Origin of the sequence: Chitinophaga sp. SYP-B3965 (assembly GCF_009647655.1) — a bacterium.
Classification (GTDB): domain Bacteria; phylum Bacteroidota; class Bacteroidia; order Chitinophagales; family Chitinophagaceae; genus Chitinophaga.
In genome coordinates this window covers 254,720-275,237 of the sequence record NZ_WJFD01000007.1, presented here as the reverse complement: position 1 = coordinate 275,237, position 20,518 = coordinate 254,720, and the positions used below count along the sequence as shown (strand labels likewise).

Below are 20,518 nucleotides of genomic sequence, written 5' to 3'. Positions count from 1 at the left end.
GTTTTACCAGTTTGGATTTTGAGTGACCAGGTGATTAACGGTGATCTCTGTATTAGGAATAGGGAATACTAAGTTCCTGGCAGTTGTATTTTTTGCAGCGGCAGCGCCATATTTAAAACCTGATGGTGCATTAGCTGTGATATCCACGGCCAGTGACTGCATCTTAGAAAGATAAAGGCCCCAACGGATCAGGTCATGTTTGCGCATGCCTTCAAACGCCAACTCCCTGGCACGCTCATCTTGTAACTGTGAAAGGAAAGCATCTTTGCCTAATCCTGCTGTGAGGTCTACCGTAGCATCCGGTGTGTTAACAGGTTTACCGTAACCTCTCCGCCGTACTTTGTTGATGGCTTCGTAAGCTGCTGCCGTGGGGGCTCCGCTCACTTGTGTTTCTGCTTCTGCTTTCATCAGTAATACATCTGAATACCGCACCACAGGAAAATTGGTAGAATTGTAATTTCTGTTCTTTGGCAGTAGTGTTTCATACTCCCTGCGCCATTTACCAACCGTACGATCATAGATCTGCGCAGCTGTATAGAATGATTTAGTGGTAACACCTCCGGTCAATACATATCTGTAGGGCGCTATCGACCAATCCCTTCTGAGGTCCGTGGCGGCATAGAGGTTCCACATGCGGGCAGTTATTTTCAGAGAACCATTGGAATAACCAATATTATCATCCACCAGGTTTTCCAACCCATTTTCTACCCCTACGGCACCGGCTAATTGTGTAGTGCCCAGCTGGTTGCCAAACATGCCAATTTCCCAGATGCACTCCTGCAGGTCGTATTTATTTTCAGAGTGATTGATGAAGATGCGGCTGTAATCAGGATTGAGAGAATGTTTGCCGGAATTGATCACTTTATCTGCATAGATCAGTGCATCATTATATTTAGCTACATCCTTCAGCGGTTCGCCGGCCATGGTGAGATATACTCTCGCCAGGATAGCTTCTACCGCAGTTTTTGTTACTCTTTCATTATAATTGTAACTGCCGGATACATTCACCAGCGTATCCGCTGCTTTCATGTCATTCACAATAGACGCATATACATCTGCTACAGATGAACGAGGCAGGTATTTTTCGAGCGGGTTATTGGTAGATGTCAGCTTTAAAGGAATACCACCGAAATTATCCACGAGGATAAAATAGTAATAGGCTCTGAGGAATAATGCTTCTCCTTTAATGGCCTTCCTTTTGGCTTCATCCATTTCCGGTTTATCTAAATTTTCCAGTAAGATATTAGCCCTGTCAATTCCCTGGTAAGCTACTTCCCAGAGTTTTCCTACATCCAGCTGGCCAGCATCAAAGTCCATTACTTTGAGATTGGTGATGGTAATGTTCTTATAAAAGAATTCATCGCTGATGGAAAGGAAGCTGAATAAACCACGGGAATACATTCTCCCGAAATTATCCACGAGCCTGTTGTACACACCATTCAGTGCCCTGTCCAGGTCTGCTTCTGTGTTGAAATAATTATCCGGTGTTACAAAGTCTTCCGGTTTTGTTTCCAGGAACTTGTTACAAGCGCTGAGCATGGAACCGGCCAATACAAATAATATGATGATGCGTTTCATTGTAAACAGCATTTAACGTTAAAAAGTGAGATCAAGACCGAACGTAATGGTTCTGGTGTTTGGATAAGCAGACCAGTCAAAACCTGGTGTTAAAGCACTGGGCCTTACAGATACTTCCGGATCAGGACCGGAGTAATTCGTCCAGGTAACCAGGTTCTGTGCGGATGCATATAACCGGAGCGCTTTGATATGTGCCCTTGATACTATTTTAGATGGCATGTTATAACCCAGCGATACTGTTTTCAAACGCAGGTAAGAACCATCTTCAATCGTACGGGAAGAATATACCAGTGGACCCTGACCTCCTACTTTATACAGTTCGTTTGTTTGGTTCTCCGGTGTCCAGCGGTTTGCTACAGATTTAAACATGTTGAGGTAACTCCTTACTACATCACCACCTTCAAACTCAATACGGTTGGCATTTAAGATATCGTTCCCGTAACTCCACTGGAAGAAAACGTTCAGATCAAAAGCGCCGTAAGTGAAGTTGTTGGAGAAACCGCCTGTATGGATCGGATTAGGATTACCAATGATGGTGAGGTCACTATTATCCACTTGTCCGTCCTGGTTAATATCCTTGAACTTGATATAACCGGGTTGAACAGTAGTTCTTGGTTGTCCGTTATTAGGTACTCTGTCTTTCAGCACATAGGTACCATTGGCTTGCTGGTTGAAATCGCTGTACTGGTACACACCATCAAACAGGAAACCATAGAACAATGCAATAGGGTGACCGGGAATAGCGATGTATGGATAAGCGTTGTTAAAGTTACCCCAGGTGATGGGAGTAGCTAAACTTGGTTCGTCCTGATTCAGTTGCAGTACTTTGTTGCGGTTGAATGAAATGTTGAAGTTGGTAGACCAGCTGAATTTCTTGTTTTGAATATTCATTGTGTTCAGGGTGAATTCAACACCTTCGTTGGAAACCCTTCCGATGTTGCGATAGCCCCTGGCGTAACCAGTTGTGGGAGCCAATGTGGCAAGCAACAAGAGGTCGCGGGTATTCTTTTTATAATAATCTGTGGAGAGGGTGATGCGGTTGTTTAGGAAACCAAGATCCAACCCTATATCCGTTTGTTCTGTAGTTTCCCATTTCAGGTCTTTGTTACCCAGGTTGTTGGGAATGATACCCTGTACAGGAGATTCACCAAATGAATAACCGGAGTAAGGATAGAGTTGCTGGGAAGATAAATAGGCGAAATCACTCACCCTGTTATTACCTGTTAAACCATAACCTATGCGCAGTTTAGCATCGGAGAGCACCGGAATATTCTTCATGAATGATTCATCAATGATCCGCCATGCAAATGCACCAGAGGGGAAGTAAGCCCACCTGTTTTCAGGAGCAAATTTAGAAGAACCATCCGCACGGAAACTTACGGTGAACAGGTAACGTGATTTATAATCATAATTAATACGGCCCAGGAAAGACATCAGTGCATTAGAGGACCGCTCAGTTGGCGCAGTGCTCACAATTCCTTCATCCAGTCCACTCATGCCCAGAGATTCATTGGGCACCATGTTGGCAGAGAAACCATAGTTATAATAGTTCACTTTTTGCATGGTGATACCGCCCAGTACATTCAGGTTGTGATTTTTATTGAACCTGCGGGAATACGTAAGTGTGTTTTCATTCAGCAGGTTCACCATTTCTTCATTTCTCACAGAACCGTTTACACCAAGCGTGCTGCTCTTTGGATTACCCAAACGGGTATTAGAGTTATTAAAGACCTCTCTTCTGATAGCACTTTTGATCATACCGCCGGAGATCTTTAACAGGAAATATTTTGCCGGTTTGATCTCTATATCAGCATTGGTAGAAAAAGTATTATTGAAAACAGGATTGTATTCGTTTTTGGTAGAAAGGATGGGATTGATGCGATATTCTGCCAGCGGGTCTACACTTGGATCAAAAAGATCGTCGATTAAATTTTCATCCTTGGCAGAATCTCCGGTAATAGGACGGTACCCCCATATGCTGTACATCAAACTGGTAGTAGGTCCTGAAGGAGAGCCAGTGGTGCTGGTAGAATTAGAGATCGTACCATTTGTTTTGGTGGAAGAATAGTTCACATTTATCCTGGCCCTTACAAAATCAGTCACAATCTGATCCAGCGATATTCTTCCCTGGTAACGTTTGAAAGCACTGTTGATGATGATACCATCCTGCCCCATGACGTTTCCGGAGAAGGAATATTTTGTTTTCTCAGTACCTCCCCTAACGGACAGGCTATGATTCTGCATGAAAGCATCCCGGAAAACCTGGTCCTGCCAATCCACACCTTTTACGTTTTTGTAGTCTTCCAGTTTCTTGCCGTTGGAAAGATAAACCGGTGTATACATACCAGGGTTCTGCTCCAGGGAGAACTTCACAAATTCATACGGGCTCAGCATCTCCTGCTTTTTCAGGTTCTGCGATACGCCCATCCAGGTCTGGTATTTCACAACAGGTGCGCCGACCTTTCCTTTTTTAGTGGTGATCAGGATCACACCGTTTGCACCTCTTGCACCATAAATGGCGGTAGCAGATGCATCTTTCAGGATCTGCATGGATTCAATCTCTTCCGGATTGATCACATTGTTCACCGGATTCTCTATCGGAAAACCATCTATCACAAACAGCGGAGAGTTACTCTGTGTTACGGAGTTATTACCGCGGATCACGATATTCAATGCAGCGCCCGGCTGACCGTCAAAAGAAGATACCTGCACACCAGCTACCCTTCCTGCCAGCGCTTGTTCAAATGAAGGAACCGGTGCTTTTTCCAGGTCGCTCATTTTCACATCTCCTACAGAACCGGTAAGATCTTTTCTTTTAACTGAACCGTAACCGATCACCACTACATCATTGAGCCCTTTTACGGAAGTCTCCAGTTTGGTATTGTAAACAGTAGCCGTAGCTGTGATCTTCACTTCTTTCGTTAAAAAACCCACGTAAGAAAAGATGAGGATGGCGCCGGCGGAATTTTCCACACGGATGTTATAAACGCCTTCCGAATTGGTGAGCGCTTTGGCGGCAGCACCTTTTACCAATACGGTTACACCTTCAAGGGGCAGCCCCTCGGTGTCAGTTATTTTACCTGTGATCAGTTTTGTTGCAGTGGGCGTTTGGGCCGTGGAACCCATTGCCGTGAAAAAAATGCAAAGCAACAGTATCAAACGTGTAATATTCATACAACCAACGTGTTTAAAAGATTTCGATGAATCATGAAGTAAAGGGACAGAGAAGGCTTATTCGGGAAACGATGGAATGAGCATGGTAATGGTTGATTACAAAAATAGATGGAATAGGCAAAGGAAAGCCAATTGTGAGCAACAGCTTTTTCATACGTGCGAATTTGTTATAACCAAAGATTGTAACTAACACGTATCCATGGCGCATCAAAACAACTATTTCTTCATTGGGAACATTCCCATTTTGTGGGAATGTTCCCAAGATGAAGATTATTTCGTTCCTTTACTGAAGCAAAAAAGCAAACGATGAAAAGACACCAGGTAACCATCATAGATATTGCGCGGGAGCTGAACCTCTCAAAATCTACAGTTTCCAGGGCCTTAACCGGCCACCCTAGTGTAAACGCAGCTACCCGGCAGGCGGTTTTGGAATTTGCAGAAAAAATGGATTACCAGCGAAACATGCTGGCCATCAGCCTCATTACCAAAAAAACGAATACGATAGGCATTATCGTGCCTGAGTTCCATAGTTCCTATTTCCCAAAAGCTATCATCGGCGCACAGGAAGTGGCCAGCAAAGCAGGATACAATACTGTGATCTGTCAATCCAACGAAACCTATGAAACGGAAGTGGCCAATACCAAAGTGATGCTCGCTAACCAGGTGGATGGTATCCTGGTTTCCATCACCAAGGAAACGAGGAACTTTGATCACCTGAAGATCTTCCAGCGCAAGGGCATTCCCATTGTATTCTTTAACAGAGTTTGTGATGAAATGGATGTGCCGAAAGTGATCGTAGATGATTATGATGGGGCCTTTCGTGCAGTGAACCACCTGATAGAAAGAGGTCGCAAACGCATCGCTCACCTGGCCGGGCCTTCTTCTCTGAAGATCAGTGAGAAAAGATTGAATGGATATACGGCAGCGTTAAGAAAGAATAATATTGAATTTGATGAAGAACTGGTGATCCCCTATGATCTGAATGTAGATAAAGTAAAGATCTATGTGAACCACCTGCTGAATATGGATAATCCACCGGATGCCATTTTTGCCGTGAATGATCCTACCGCCATCGAAGCCATCCAGGTGATCAAAAAAAGAGGACTGCATGTACCGGAAGATATTGCCGTAGTAGGCTTCAGTAATGACTTTGCATCCGGCCTCATAGAACCTTCACTGACCACTGTTTCCCAACCTGTAAAAGAGATCGGGCAAACAGCGGCGCAATTATTAATTGATCAGATCAACCGGGATGTGGCGGATTGGAAAACCATCATCCGTGTGTTGAAAACAGAACTGATCATCAGGAAATCCAGTTAACTATAAACCGGCGATCACTTCAGCAAAGATCCCGCTCAGCACTTTATCTGCTTTACCGGCTACTGCAATGATCTCAGCAATGGATACGGGTACTAAATGATCCGGATCACATTCATCTGTTACAACGGAAACGGCTGCACAGGGCAATCCTATCTGGTTGGCTACAATTACTTCAGGCACTGTGCTCATGCCTACCACATCTCCTCCTATCATCCTTAGAAAACGATATTCCGCGCGGGTTTCCAGGTTGGGACCAGTCACCGCAACGTATACGCCTGTATGCATTTTATTACCTGCTGCGGCTTGCAATTTTTCTCCCAGCGACACATCATAGGGCCTGCTCATATCCGGGAATCTTGGACCAAATTCAGGAGAGTTTAAACCGCGTAATGGGTTTTCCGGTTGCAGGTTGATGTGATCATTCAGCAGTACCAGATCACCTTTTTTGTAAGCGGGGTTCATGCCTCCTGAAGCATTGCTTAACAGTAATTTTTCCACGCCGAGGGCTTTCATGATGCGGATCGGGAAAGTGATCTGCTGCATGCTGTATCCTTCGTAATAATGGAAACGGCCCTGCATGGCAATTACAGCTACTTTACCAATGTATCCGAAGATCAGCTGGCCTTTATGTGATTCTACCGTAGACTCCGGAAAATGGGGGATCTGGCTGTAAGGAATGCTTTTATGGATGTCTATCTTATGAATGAGTTCTCCCAGGCCGGTGCCTAAAACAATGCCTGCCTTTGCAGCGCCAAAGCCCTGTTGCTGAAGGAAGGTGCTGGTTTCTGAAAGTTGTTGCTGTAATGTCATGGGTGCAAATTAAAGCATAAAAATAAACGGTTCCAAAGAGACTGTACTCCCTGGAACCGTTTGTTGTATGGAAATGTTTTTATTTTTTATCAACGTCTTCGTCGGATTCATCTTCTTCTTCGTCATTCAATCTGTCATCGGCACCTTCGATCTCTGCTTCTTCATCATCTTCCTTTTCTTCATCATCGCCTTCGTCTTCTTCGTCATCGTCATCCTCATCTTCTTCCCCATCTTCATCGTCTTCATCTTCCTCATCATCTTCTTCCTCGTCATCCTCGTCCTCGTCTTCATCATCTTCATCACTCTCTTCGTCTTCATCTTCGTCACCTTCTTCTCCCTCTTCTTCATCTTCCCCTTCAGACTCATCAGCCTCTTCTTCCTCACCCTCTTCTTCAGAAACATCACCTTCTTCCTCAGACTCATCACCTTCTTCTTCTTCAGAAGAAGAAGCAACTTCCTCCTCAGATTCCTCAGTCTCACTATCCGAAACAGATGCTTCAACAACTGGAGCATCCTCATTATCTTCAACTTCGATTTCTTCTTCCCCACTCTCTTCTTCACTCTCTTCTTCACTCCCTTCAACCTCAACACCCTCATCTTCCGAAACAGCCGAAGCCGCTTCAATCTCAGGAACATCCTCTTCCCCCTCTATCACCGAAGACCTATCAAGATCATCCTCCTCAGAAACCTCCCCTGTAAAATCATCCTCCATCATCACCGTCGTAGTCTCCGTCAACTCCCCATTCTCCAAAACGATCAACTGCCCGTTTTCATCCAGCAGTTCTTCATCATCCACCCTCAATTCCTCTATGCCCCCTTCAATCGTCAACTGCGTAGGCGCCACAAAATCTTCTTCAAACAACTCTTTCAGCTGCGGCAGGTCCTTCGGAGAATTCAACCCAAAGTAATCCATGAACGCCTTGGAAGTAGAATACAGCAAAGGTTTCCCCGGCAGCGTTTCACTACGCCCGGAGATCACGATCAGTTCTTTCTCCAGCAATTTAGTGATGGAATAGTCTGTACTCACCCCGCGGATATGTTCAATCTCCCCTTTGGAGATCGGTTGTTTATAAGCAATAATGGCCAATGTCTCCAAAGCCGCTGTAGACAAGCGCTTGAGGAACTTCTCCCCATTCAGCTGTGCAACAGTCTGGTAATAATCTTTCTTGGTCAGGAATTGATACCCACCACCACTTTCACGCACACAGAATGCATAGAACTCAGAGTTATATTTCTCCTGGATGGCCTCTATAGCCCCATCTACCTGTTCCTGTGTGGCCCGGTCTTCCAGGAAGGCCAGGGCATTATTGAGCAGCTCCAAAATGTCCGCCGCCGGTAAAGGCCGGTCTGCGGCAAAGATCAATGCTTCTACATGTGGGATGAGCTGGGAAATTTCCATGGCTAATTAATTTTGGCTTACAGGGCCGGCTTCTCAAAACAAAAATGTCAAAGGCCGAAAATAAGACCTTTGACATTTTTTCAGAAATATAAATATTATGCTGTTGATTATTTGTGCATAAGATCAACCCATCAAAGCTGCCGCACCACTTACGATCTCCGTCAATTCTGTGGTAATGGCCGCCTGGCGTGCACGGTTGTAATCAATCTTCAGGCTGCGGAGTATTTCCCCGGCATTTTCAGTGGCTTTATCCATGGCCGTCATCCTCGCACCATGTTCAGAAGCATGACCGTCCAGAACTGCTTTAAAGAATTGGGTGTTCAGGATCTTCGGCATCAGCTCAGCGATCAGCGTATCTTTCTCAGGTTCAAAGATATAATCCGCTTTTTGTGTGCTGGCCCCTTCTATCACTTCCACTTTGCCGATGGGCAGGAACTGCTCTATTTTGAACCGCTGGGTAGCAGCATTCTTGAATTCGCTATAAACAATGTCCACCGCATCATACTCTCCGCTGATGAAACCTTCCATAGCCACGGCTGCAGCTGCTTTCACATTCTCAAAACTGAGATGGGAGAACAATTGCCAGTACTTGTCGTTCACTTTATACCCGTTTTTGGAAAAATGCTCAAACGCCTTTTTACCGATCGGCAGGATCTCTACCTGGCCTTTGGCATATTGGGTAGCATATTTCTCACGGATCGCCTGTTTTGTCAGCTTAATAACGTTGGAGTTGTAAGCGCCACATAATCCCCGGTCACTCGTGATAGCCACAAGCAGCACCTTTTCTACCTGGCGGTTAGCTGCCAGTGCCAGATCAATATCCCCTTCAGAACTGCTCACAATATTCTGGAGCATTTCCTGCAGCTTCACAGCGTAAGGACGCATTTGAACAATGGCATCCTGCGCCCGGCGCAACTTTGCAGCACTTACCATCTTCATGGCTTTTGTGATCTGCTGGGTAGACTGGATGGATTTAATACGGTTACGAACTTCTTTAAGCTGTCCAGACATATACTTTAAAAGGTTTATATAGAAAGACGATCGTCCTTCCATTTTCGGCTGCAAAGGTAATCAAAGAGGCTATAAATCAGAAATTCCACCCTATATATTTCTCCTGATTCTGGTCAGTATTTCATTCAGAAATAATCAGATTTCTTTATCTTGGAGCCGGAAATCATGCAAAAAGGGCTTATACCAATGAATTTTAGACGAACATTCTCCGGTACTGACACTTTTTTGACACAATAACAGGATTATAAGATTCTTGCAATCGTTTGCAAATATTGTTGGGAATTTTCTATCTTGGCTGCCGTCCAGGCCCCTGTGCCTTTGGAGCCACGTTTTCGGGTACCGTGAGCAAATCGGTCAAATTAAATAATTAGAAGCAGCACTTGCAAATGCCCGGATTGCATTCGGCAGCTTTTCTGATACAAACCACAAGTTCCATGAAAAAGTATATCCTTCTAGGTTGCGGATTGCTATGGATGACAGCCACTTTTGCACAGAGCGGTAAATGGCAGAACCTTTTTAATGGCAAAGACCTGAAAGGCTGGAAGCAGCTGAATGGCAAAGCTAAGTACTCAGTTAAGAACGGAGAGATCGTTGGTACTACCGTGATCGCAGAACCAAACTCCTTCCTGGCTACGGAAAAGGATTACGGTGATTTTATCTTTGAGGTGGAATACATACTGGATAAGGATTTCAACTCCGGCATCCAGTTCCGCAGTCAAAGTAAAGCCGATTACCAGAATGGCCGGGTTTTTGGCTACCAGATGGAAGTAGACCCTGCCCCACGTGCCTGGAGTGGTGGAATTTATGAAGAAGGCCGCCGCGGTTGGTTATATCCCCTGGATCTGAACCCCGTTGCGCAAAAAGCATACAAAGCCCACACCTGGAACAAGTATCGTATCGAATGCCGCGGTTCTGAGATCCGCACCTTTATTAATGGTGTTCCAGCCGCACACGTAATAGATGCTGAATTACCTTCCGGTTTTATTGCCCTGCAGGTACATGGCATCGGGAAAAAAGAAGAAGACGCGAATAAAACCATCCGCTGGAAAAACATCCGCATCATGGAAAATCCTCCGGCTTCTCAGTATTCTCCTTATGATGATGTGTATGTAGTAAATAATGTCCCTAACACACTTTCCGAACAGGAAAAACGCCAGGGAATTCGCTTACTGTGGGACGGTTCAACAACCAAAGGTTGGAGAGGCGCACACAAACCAGCTTTCCCTGCAAAAGGATGGGCTATTAAAGATGGTATCCTGAGTGTAGCACCAGCTGACGGAAAAGAATCTACCAACGGTGGAGACATTGTTACGGATGAAGAGTTTGCAGCTTTCGACCTGGAATTTGATTTCCAACTCACAGAAGGTGCTAACAGCGGTGTGAAGTATTTTGTGACAGAATCTGAGAACAACCAGGGTTCTGCTATTGGCCCTGAATTCCAGGTGCTGGACGATGCGAAACATCCGGATGCTAAACTGGGCGCTGCCGGTAATCGTACATTAGGCTCTTTATACGACCTGATCCCTTCTTATAAATTCCCCAATTCCCTCAGGAAGATCGGTGAATGGAATCACGGCCGTGTAGTAGTATATTCCGACAATCGTGTAGAGCACTGGCTGAATGGCCATAAAGTAGTAAGCTACGTAAGAGGTGATAATATTTTCAAAGCACTTGTTGCACGCAGCAAGTTTGAGAAGATCGCCAACTTTGGTATGGCACCAAAAGGACATATTCTCCTGCAAGATCATGGCAATGCTGTGAACTACCGCAGTGTTAAGATAAAGATTCTGAAATAGTCAGCGACTATTTCATTGTTCACTGTTTTTCAACCGACATCCCGACTCTTCGGGATGTCCTCATTTTATAACAGTCCCAAATGCCGGAGAATAATATCATGCACATCAGTAGCCACTACCCCTTCTTTAACAGGCTGTGTACTGATCAGTACGGGATGATCTTTTGTATCTGCTGCAATCCTTCCATGAGAGCCCCTGATCAGGGTGGCATCCAATGGGATCACATTCATCAGGTAACGGAAGCCTAACTTTTTCTTCAATACTTTCCCGATCACTTTCATTTTCACCAAAGGATCAGCCGGATTCAGGAACATCTCTACAGGATCATATCCCGGCTTACGATGAATTTCTACTGTACGTGCAAAATCAGGCGCCTTCGCATCATCCTGCCAATAGTAATAAGTGAACCAGCTTTTGGCATCTGCTACCAATACCAGATCCCCACTCCGCTCATGATGCAGATTGTGTTTACGTTTCCCTTCCCTGTCCAGCACCAGTTCAACACCCGGTACTTTTTCCACCAGTTCCCGCACCTGTTTATAACAGGAAGGATCATTCACATATACATGTGCTATCTGGTGATCCGCTACCACAAAAGCTTTGGAAGCTCCTGCATCTAATAACTCAAGGCCCCGCTCTTCCCGTATCGCCAGCAATCCATGTTCCCTGAACAAACGGTTCAGGTGAATAGGATGATCTACATCGGTGATGCCATATTCTGATAAGAGGATGATCTCACAATCCCTCTTTTCATAATACTCCACCAGCTGCTGGCATACCTTATCAATAGCTTCCAGCTCTGGTGCTATCTGCGTATAGTTATGTCCGTATTTCTGTAAGCAATAATCAAGATGTGGTAAATAGATCAGTGTAAGGGAAGGATCATGCCATTTATCCGTAAGGATGGAAGCATCTGCTATCCATTGCGTAGAGCGGATGTTAGCTCCCGGCCCCCAGAACTGGAAGAGCGGAAATTGCCCCAGTTCTTTTTGCAGATCATCTCTTAAAGAAGCAGGATGCGAATAACAGTCCGGCATTTTACGGCCGTCTGATAAATACTGCGGGCGTGGTGTTACAGAAAAATCTGCACTGGAATACATATTGTACCACCAGAACATTTTGGAACAGGTAAAGCCGGGATGCAATTGTTTTGCACGTTCCCACACCTTTTCACCATGTACCAGTTTATTGGATTGTTTCCAGAATTTTATTTCTGCATCTGTGCTGTCGTACCAGCCATTCCCTACAATTCCATGCTCACTGGGCCACTGGCCTGTTACATAAGTAGATTGCACAGCAGTGGTCACCGCAGGCAACATAGGTTTAATAGAAGAATGATGATGCTTTTTTGCATAAGCACTCAGAAAGGGCGTATGTGCTCCGATCAGGGATGAGGACAATCCCACTACATCAATAACCACCGTTTTTTTCATAGAAATATTCTCATACAAAACTAGGATAATTCCAATTGTTGCAGTACCCATTTCATCTCACGCGCAATAGAAATCCCCATTTCCTGCTTCAATCCAGCTGGCAGCACTTCCCAGGTATAGGTTTCCACTTCCAGGTGATAACTGAAAGGTTTGGCTGCCTGCCTTGCTAAAACGCGACTGATATCATCTCTCGTAGAAGTTAACACACCAAAGTCCTGCACAAAAACAGGCACGTGAAAATGTGCGCGCCACTCTTCTACATCCGGATTTTCTGCATCCTCCAATGCCTGCGGCAGATCAGGATAATGTATTTTTTCACCGTCTGCCTTACGCGCAATCACCTGATGCAAATAAGTAGACTCATTAAATTCTTTAAATGCGGCAACAACTGGTTGCCTGTTATCTTTAGGAAACAGTCCCTTCAAAGCTGCACTGATCTGCACTTTGCCGGTTTTCAGTCCAAAATAATGTAACCGTTCCAGTACTACCAGCGGATCTTCGTAGGACACTGCAAAGTGGCAAACATCATAGCATAACTGCACATGTTGTTTGATAGCCACGATCGCTTCTTCTTCCGTCATGCCAAATCTGTCACTGAACATGATCACACCTGCGGGTAACAAATGCTGGAAATACCAATCGATATATTCTTTGGAATTCTCCAGCATGCCATCCGGTTCCGGTTCCACATCCAGATGCATCAAAGGTCCGCCTCCACGATGTGTTTTAATGAGTTGTTCCACTACCAGCAGCATGTTCAGCGTAGCGCTTTCCATCACAGACTGGTGTTCTTCCTGGCAACGCAGCCAGTATTTATAAGATAAAGGAGAAGTAGAAATGCCGCCTTCCATACCTGCAGGAAGTAATGCTGCCAAAATGCGGAACAACCGGTTGGTATAAGCTACCCGTTCCGATGTTGTCCAATCCGGTGTATGCACCTGGTCTTTTACCACCACACTGTGAAAACCACCGTAAGGAAAACCATTCATCGTAAATACGTAACAGTCTTCCGCTTTCAGCCATTCTTTAAATTCCAGCAACGCAGGTTCCTTGGACAATTCAAGACTGGCCAGGTTGCTGAGGCGCAGCCCTATTCCAAAAGGCGCAGCAGGACTCACCTTGGCTTTTACAGCAGGGATATGTGTTTTTAATTGAGAAAAATGTTCTCCCCAGTTTTCACCTGCATGAATGTTCGTACAATACGTGAGGTGCCCGTATGGAGTTTGCATGATCTTATATATTTTCCGTCAAACTAAGATAAGGGATATCACCATTTGTCGCGCAGCATATTTACGGCCTTGCGTAAAGTTGCAAGGTCCATGGTATGCACTTCCTGCCCTTTGCCGATGGCACGAAGTAACGAGATGGTCAATTGGCCGCCGAGATGTTCTCTGAACTCTTCCAGCCCGGCAATAATTGCAGATTGATCATCTTCAATTTCCAGCAACGGATGGTATAAAGGGAGCCGCAGCTCTTTTAGTAAATTGATGATCCGGTCCAGCGAATCCGGATCCAGCATACCTGTTAACCAGGAATACACACTGTCCAGCGCAATGCCGATAGAAACCGCTTCTCCATGGCGCAATTCAAAATCAGTGAGTTGTTCCAGTTTGTGTGCGCTCCAGTGCCCAAAATCCAATGGGCGGGAAGAACCACTTTCAAATGGATCGCCGGCACCGCCAATATGCGCCATATGCAATTCAGCACAACGGCGGATAAGATATTGCAAACTGGTTGGATCTGCCTGCGTCAGTAAAGCCGCATGAGATTCCATCCAGTCAAAAAAACCTGCATCTTTTATCAGGGCCACTTTGATGGCTTCCACCATGCCTGAACGCCAATCTCTTTCATCCAGTGTGGGAAGAAAGGCTGCATCATTAAATACAGCAGCAGGCGGCGCAAAAGTTCCGAGGAAGTTTTTCTTGCCATGATAATTAATACCATTCTTTACGCCAACACCGGAATCATTTTGAGAGAGAACGGTAGTAGGGATGCGGATATGTTTAACGCCACGATGGCTTACCGCTGCAACATAACCCACCAGGTCCAGTACAGACCCTCCGCCAATACCCACCACATAAGAGTGGCGGTCTATTTTATGCTGGTCCAGTGTATTCACCAGCCAGTAAAATAATTGCAGATCGTTCTTGGAAGCTTCTCCTCCCGGCACTACGATGATATCCTGGATCAGTTCAAAACCATCTACATTTTGAAAATAAGCGGTGATCTGATCCTGCAGATAATCGTGATGTTTGGTCACCCCATCGTCTACAATAAATAATAATTTCTTCCGGATGCCTTTCTCTGCACGTGATTCCAGGAAGTTCGCAAATGCTGGATTTGCGATATCAAAGATCTTTTCTGTAAAGAAGACCTTGTATTCGAACTGAACACTAAATGACTGCTGAATGTACGACATAGCTATTCTTTCCCTGCCTTTTCCTGGTAATGTTTTTAACCATTAAATGTACAAAAAAGGGGAAATATCCGCTGTAGATTTATTGTTAACGGTTCAGGTAACCGCAAAAGCCTTAGATAACAGAAAGGAAAGCGGCAGAAATGCCAATACCACCAGTGCATAGGGAAAAGGAGCAAAAGCTGCTACCCATGCGGCATTCATGGCAATCAATCCAATAATGCCTCCCCGCACGGCTTTTCCAATATTAGGCCCCACCGGCTCCTTCATGGCAACCAGCAATGGCCGCATGATCATCCAGATGAATACCAGCAAGAAGGGGATCACTTCAAAGAATTTATGATTTAAGCCTGCCAGCACAAAAATGGTCGTATAGACAATCCCGTAACCCAGCGCAGCATACAGTAAGGTGCGTTTTTTTCCGCCATGCACTTCATCCCTGCTGATCATGGTGATAGCAGCAATGTACAATACCGGCAAACAAGCCAGCCAGCCGTATTTTTCAAGGGAATGCGGAATAATGCTCATGCCCATCAAAAGGTTCAATCCCCTGCAAAGTCCCATGTTCACAGGTCCCAGCAGGTTGTGATGTTTTCCCCATTTATCATATACCAGTGCAGACACTGCAATGGAAATAGCCAGGAATCCTGCCAGCTCGCCTACTGTGAAAGCAGCCAGCACACCCAGCAACAATAAATAAACACCCAGCACAATTCCTTCCGTACGGGAAATAATTCCGCTGGGAATAGGCCTTTCAGGACGTTCAATCCTGTCAAGCGGAGCATCAAATACATCATTAAAAACTACGCCGCCACCATAAAGACCTACGGTAGCAATGGCAAGACAGGTAACCTGTAAGATCGTCTGCACATCTCCCAGGCCTCCTGCCAGAAATCCTGAGATTGCAATACCAGCCAGTATATCCGTTATAGCGGTTATTATATTCGCGGGCCTCATTAATCGCAGATAGCCGATCAGTTTGCTAAAGATATAGTTCACGTTTTTCAGATAGGTTTATTCAAAAAAAACAATGCTGCTCTACCTTATGATGGTAGATTGTTTGTTGGGTCTTGGTTGCTGGCCGCCCCGTAAAACGGTGCTGCCATTATATTTGAGACTTTGATCTACGGCTGTTACGTTTTCAAAATCAGCTTCATTGATCTGGCCGCTTTGCGCAAATGCCGTGATGGCATTACGGTAAGTAACTAACTCAATGGCTGCTTTATCAATTCCGCGTTCCAGCATCAATGCCGCTGTTTTAGGTACTGCCAGCGGATCGCTGATCCCCCAGTCTGCCGCAGAATTTACCATAATACGTTCCGTTCCATATTGTTTTACGATCTCCACCATTCTTTCATTTCCCATTTTTGTAAAGGGGTAAATGGTAAAGGCTGCCCAGAAACCCCTGTCCAGCACTTCTTTCACCGTTTCTTCATTATTATGGTCCACAATCACCATGTAAGGATCAAGGCCCATTTCAATCGCAATATCCATACTGCGCTGCGTACCTTGTTTTTTATCCCGGTGTGGTGTATGAATTTGTACCGGCAGTCCTGCATCCTTTGCCAGCTGCAGTTGTGCGCGGTAATATTTTTCTTCCAGCGCCGTTTGGTCATCAAACCCTATTTCTCCGATGCCTACTACCCCTTCTTTATAAATGAAGAGCGGTAAGATCTCCATCACCTGCTCACTCAGTTTTTCATTATTCGCTTCTTTGGAATTCAAGCCGATCGTGCAATAATGTTTGATGCCGAATTGAGAAGAGCGGAAACGCTCCCAGCCAACGAGGCTGCTGTAATAATCCCTGAAAGTATCCACACCCGTACGGGGCTGGCCCAACCAGAAAGCGGGTTCTATTAAAGCTACTACGCCAGCATCCGCCATGGCCTGGTAATCATCCGTTGTGCGGGAAGTCATATGCACATGCGGGTCAAAAAAACGCATGCCTTTAATGGCATCCAGGTAGGCAGGATTAATTGATTGGGGTACCATGTCTTTTTCCGTCAGTTCAGCACTACAACACATATGATTTACAAATTACAATTGTTGTTAAATTAATAAAAAAAGCCCGTTTGCATATAGCATCAATTAGCCATTTACACGATTGGCAACCGTTTCCCATGTCAGCTTTCCAGCTGCAATATCCGATTTTAACTCGGGACGTTTATCCAGTAATGCCAACGCAGCAGCATATGAACTCATAGAACAGGCCAGCGCAGCGGCTTCCCGCTCTGCATGATGTTCTGAGTACCAGGTCCTTTCAATATCGGCAAAGTTTGTTTCTGAGAGGAAAGGCCCTACCAGCCGCCATAACATGGGATGTACATTTCTTCCCGCAGCTCTCCGTTCATGTGCATAATCACACAGGATGCGGGCCAGTGTTGGGTTTGCCCGTTCATCCAGGCCTTCTATCTTATGTACCGGCTTCTCTGTAAAAAAGGCTTTGAGCACCAGTTGATTCCAGGCAGCTTCATCCAGGTACTTTGCAGGGTAGGGATTATGGAGCATAATAGCTTCTAAAACCACGCCTATATTAGATCTGATCCCTTCAGCCGTACGCAGTATCCATGCTTCCGGAAATGCAAACAACGGTAAGGCACCATATAAGGCTACCTGTTCATTCATCTCTGCAGAATTGAACAGGTTCTCGATGGTGTTTATGTACTGCTGTTTATCTGTAATCGGGAGTTGTAATAACCACCAGACCCGAAATAAGCGGTCCAGCGTATATCCTTCCATGGTTTTGATCTCGTCCCGCCCGAGGAAACGGGGGGCCGCCGTAAAGGCAAGATTGAATTGCTGCAGGGTCCCCTGCTCTTTCCAGGCTCCGAAACGCTCTTCCAGCCACTGTTTTCCTTTTTCCGTTACATGGCTGAGAATGGTCTGATATAGGTCCGAGGAAACCTTGTGCTGCTCATATGCATATCCCATGCGGCTAAAATAATAATTTTCGGGGTTTGGGACCTTGCTTAAAATAAAAGAGAGGCAACTAGTGCCTCTCCTTCCGCCATTCTAAAACCTGATTAGTAACCAGGATATTCTTTAGGGACAAGCCCAATATCTTTGTCAAGGGTTAGTTTCAAACTGAATCTTTATGCAATATAAGGATTAAAAATCGTTCGTCGCTCACCCCTAAGTGTCAAAATTTTAACATTCCCTTTGGAAAAACGATTTTGCATGAGAAGTTTAAACGGGCGGTTTCCAATATTTTCCTAAAATTGGCACATGCCTTCCGCATGTGCCCTATCATATGGTGGAATTTATAAAGACAAAAATAACTTCTGATTAGATGACCGTTCGTGTAGTTACTCTGTGCAAAGGTTTTCGAATGCGATTTTGTTGTCGATAGTGATTGTAAATTATAACATTAATTTAACAACCACAAACTTATGTGCTATTTTTTCTGAAAAAACTTTTACAAGACCCGTCTGATGGATGTATTGCGGATTTTACGTAAGTTTAATCAATTTACCTGACTCATTTTCACTCACCAGATCATGAAAATATTTAACGTTGTCTTTTGTGTGCTTTTTATCTTATTCGCCGCGCTGCAGTGGAATGACCCGGACCCTTACATCTGGATGCCCATTTACCTGTACGGGGCCGTTTTCTGTGCTTTAGCCGCCACCGGCAGCTATTACAAAGGCTGGTACCTCTTCGGTATCCTGGCTTACCTGGGTTACGCCATTTATCTCTTTTTCACGAAAGACGGGGTGCTGGATTGGGCAACAGAGCACCATGCAGAGAATATTGCCGGAGCCATGAAGGCCTCCAACCCCTGGATCGAAGATACCCGGGAGTTTTTCGGCCTGTTCATCCTGATCATTGTGCTGCTGGTGAATTTTGTACATGCCAGTCAGAAAAAGGCCAAGAAAATGAGGAAAAAAATGATGAAGATCGGATAAGGAGTTCTTACTATAATTATCAAGGGCTGGATAAAATAACTTTATCCAGCCCTTTTTAGTTTTTATTAATTCAGGTCAGGTGCATTCGTAGTATAAAGAGGCACCCCATAACCTCCAAAAAGCTTAAGGTCTTCTCCAAGATCTCCTCCATTGATGGCAGCACCACCCATGCTAAGCGATCCATTAGTGAAAGGGATCATGATTCCAACACTCCTGGCAACCACTATCGCCAGGTGATGGCTGTTTCCTCCATTTAAAGTAAACGAGCCCCCGGCAGCAGAAGTGATCAGATCAAGAATATCTGCAAACTCACTACTGGAAGCAAATATAACCAGCTCTGCATCATAAAATCTATCTATTTCCTGCCCCAGGTTCGCAGGTCTGGTAGAAATAAGATTATTAACCGAAAGGGTGGGATAAAGGCCAAAAGATCTCCGCACTACATGACCGCCAATATTTTGCTCAATGGTAAAAAAGGTATGTCCAATATCTCCTCCCAGGTCGGCTGTACGTGCACCTGGTACAGGTTGTTTTGTACAAATAGATATTCTTGCTGGTTGAGAAGTATTAAAAGCAGCAAAATAATCTGACGGGTCTGAGATGGGATACTCCCCTGGATTTATCGCAATAACCGGATAATGAGGTCCCTGTACTTCTTCCGGCACCTGGGGATCAGTACCTGGAGGAGTAGTAATACCAGGGCAACCAACACTATATGGATTAAGTGAACATGGACTGGTATCCTCCACCCACACTTCCGAACATTCTTGTGTGAATACAACTTCCCAGGCCCCAAAGCAAGTCTCGATATATTCATATCCTCCTGCACTTGGATTATCTACAACCTTAACTTCACACATCTGAATCCAGGTCTCTGTGAAAGAAACTATTTCACATTTATTTACCCATTTGGCATTAGCGTCAGGTTTACGTACTTTCTGATAATCCAGCTTAGCAACTATTTTCCCTCCCTTCACTTTGAAAGCCAGGTAAGGATCACCATTCAATTGGCGGTGAATAAGGAAACCGGAAAAATCCTTATCCAGCGACCATAACCTGTTATGGCTCGCATCATACTTATGACGGCCCATATATTCCTTATCCGGAACATAGGACACGATCTTCTGCTGCATGGTACCATCTTTGAGCCTGTGTATCACAAGACGGTCCACATTGCCCAGCTCTGTTTTGTCCGGCTGCGCTCTTTTATTGGTATCACCCGGCGCACCCATACGAATGGTCACCAATTGCGGATGCTCCCAGGTTGCAGGAACTTCTATTACCTGGTAATCACCTGCATCAAACAGTTCTGCCCTGTCAAAGAAGGCATACAGTTTACCCAGTTTATGCGTAGAACTGTTTTTTGTGCGCTCCATAGACGGACGGATCGTTTTATAAAAATACGATCGTGCCTCTTTAATGGTCAACGCGCTTTGAGAAGATGTCTTTTCTTTGCCAGGGATCTGCTCCTTATGGCAGGCAAGAAAAATAATCGCCACGGCACAGCATGCCAATAATGACGGGATAATGGGTAACCTGATTTTCATAAATGGAATTTTGTTTTATCTAAAGGGTAATTAAAAACAGGTATAACGGGATCTCCGGGTCACAATGCAAACGTTTGTAAAATAATACCGGAAATCAATAAATCCTAATAGCGTTTTATAAAAAACTAA

15 protein-coding genes are annotated in these 20,518 nt (G+C 44.9%); 3 read left to right on the top strand and 12 right to left on the bottom strand.

All coding sequences use genetic code 11. From position 1 onward, the window contains the following. Positions 1–3: 3 nt before the first annotated feature. Positions 4–1,578 (bottom strand): RagB/SusD family nutrient uptake outer membrane protein, encoded by a 1,575-nt coding sequence (locus GFS24_RS27435; protein WP_216647566.1) that lies wholly within the window; start codon positions 1,576–1,578, stop codon positions 4–6. A gap of 18 nt (positions 1,579–1,596) precedes the next feature. Further along, entirely contained in the window at positions 1,597–4,752 is a 3,156-nt protein-coding gene (locus tag GFS24_RS27430) for a TonB-dependent receptor (RefSeq protein WP_253906610.1), read from the bottom strand. Positions 4,753–5,058: 306 nt separating this feature from the next. Between GFS24_RS27430 and GFS24_RS27425 the strand changes: the two genes are divergently transcribed. Further along, on the top strand, positions 5,059–6,072 hold the full coding sequence (locus GFS24_RS27425; protein ID WP_153665422.1) for a LacI family DNA-binding transcriptional regulator: 1,014 nt from the start codon (positions 5,059–5,061) through the stop codon (positions 6,070–6,072). Here GFS24_RS27425 and GFS24_RS27420 read toward each other — a convergent pair whose 3' ends face one another. The 3 genes from GFS24_RS27420 to atpG all read right to left on the bottom strand — a co-directional run bounded on the left by GFS24_RS27420 (position 6,073) and on the right by atpG (position 9,292). Further along, positions 6,073–6,882: a purine-nucleoside phosphorylase gene (locus GFS24_RS27420; protein ID WP_153665420.1), complete on the bottom strand. Its 810-nt coding sequence runs from the start codon at positions 6,880–6,882 to the stop codon at positions 6,073–6,075. A 79-nt stretch (positions 6,883–6,961) separates the two neighbouring features. Next, entirely contained in the window at positions 6,962–8,281 is a 1,320-nt protein-coding gene (scpB, locus tag GFS24_RS27415) for an SMC-Scp complex subunit ScpB (RefSeq protein WP_153665418.1), read from the bottom strand. Between the two features lie 123 nt (positions 8,282–8,404). Further along, positions 8,405–9,292 (bottom strand): ATP synthase F1 subunit gamma, encoded by an 888-nt coding sequence (atpG, locus tag GFS24_RS27410; RefSeq protein WP_153665416.1) that lies wholly within the window; start codon positions 9,290–9,292, stop codon positions 8,405–8,407. Positions 9,293–9,726: 434 nt separating this feature from the next. On the opposite strand from atpG, the gene GFS24_RS27405 reads away from it, so the two are divergent. After that, complete coding sequence (locus tag GFS24_RS27405; RefSeq protein WP_153665414.1) at positions 9,727–11,088, top strand: DUF1080 domain-containing protein; 1,362 nt, start codon at positions 9,727–9,729, stop codon at positions 11,086–11,088. Positions 11,089–11,153: 65 nt separating this feature from the next. On the opposite strand, the gene GFS24_RS27400 is transcribed toward GFS24_RS27405, so the two are convergent. From GFS24_RS27400 to GFS24_RS27375, 6 genes are all read right to left on the bottom strand, one after another. Then, the gene (locus GFS24_RS27400; RefSeq protein WP_153665412.1) at positions 11,154–12,521 is read right to left on the bottom strand and encodes an alkaline phosphatase family protein; all 1,368 of its coding nucleotides are present in this window, start codon (positions 12,519–12,521) and stop codon (positions 11,154–11,156) included. A 20-nt stretch (positions 12,522–12,541) separates the two neighbouring features. After that, a complete protein-coding gene (gene eboE, locus GFS24_RS27395; protein ID WP_153665410.1) occupies positions 12,542–13,750 on the bottom strand; it encodes a metabolite traffic protein EboE in 1,209 nt (402 codons plus the stop codon). A gap of 38 nt (positions 13,751–13,788) precedes the next feature. Beyond that, positions 13,789–14,940, bottom strand: coding sequence for a 3-dehydroquinate synthase (locus GFS24_RS27390; protein WP_153665408.1), 1,152 nt, complete (start codon positions 14,938–14,940; stop codon positions 13,789–13,791). Between the two features lie 93 nt (positions 14,941–15,033). Beyond that, the gene (eboC, locus tag GFS24_RS27385) at positions 15,034–15,936 is read right to left on the bottom strand and encodes a UbiA-like protein EboC (protein ID WP_371731319.1); all 903 of its coding nucleotides are present in this window, start codon (positions 15,934–15,936) and stop codon (positions 15,034–15,036) included. Positions 15,937–15,975: 39 nt separating this feature from the next. Then, complete coding sequence (locus GFS24_RS27380; RefSeq protein ID WP_153665406.1) at positions 15,976–16,962, bottom strand: TatD family hydrolase; 987 nt, start codon at positions 16,960–16,962, stop codon at positions 15,976–15,978. Positions 16,963–17,025: 63 nt separating this feature from the next. Then, positions 17,026–17,868, bottom strand: coding sequence for an EboA domain-containing protein (locus GFS24_RS27375; RefSeq protein ID WP_153665404.1), 843 nt, complete (start codon positions 17,866–17,868; stop codon positions 17,026–17,028). 566 nt (positions 17,869–18,434) lie between these two features. Between GFS24_RS27375 and GFS24_RS27370 the strand changes: the two genes are divergently transcribed. Beyond that, complete coding sequence (locus tag GFS24_RS27370) at positions 18,435–18,842, top strand: transmembrane 220 family protein (RefSeq protein ID WP_153665402.1); 408 nt, start codon at positions 18,435–18,437, stop codon at positions 18,840–18,842. Between the two features lie 65 nt (positions 18,843–18,907). Here the strand turns inward: GFS24_RS27370 and GFS24_RS27365 are convergent, their stop codons facing one another. Continuing rightward, positions 18,908–20,389 carry a hypothetical protein gene (locus GFS24_RS27365; protein WP_153665400.1) on the bottom strand — a complete coding sequence of 494 codons (1,482 nt, stop codon included), beginning with the start codon at positions 20,387–20,389 and terminating at the stop codon, positions 18,908–18,910. Positions 20,390–20,518 lie beyond the last annotated feature (129 nt).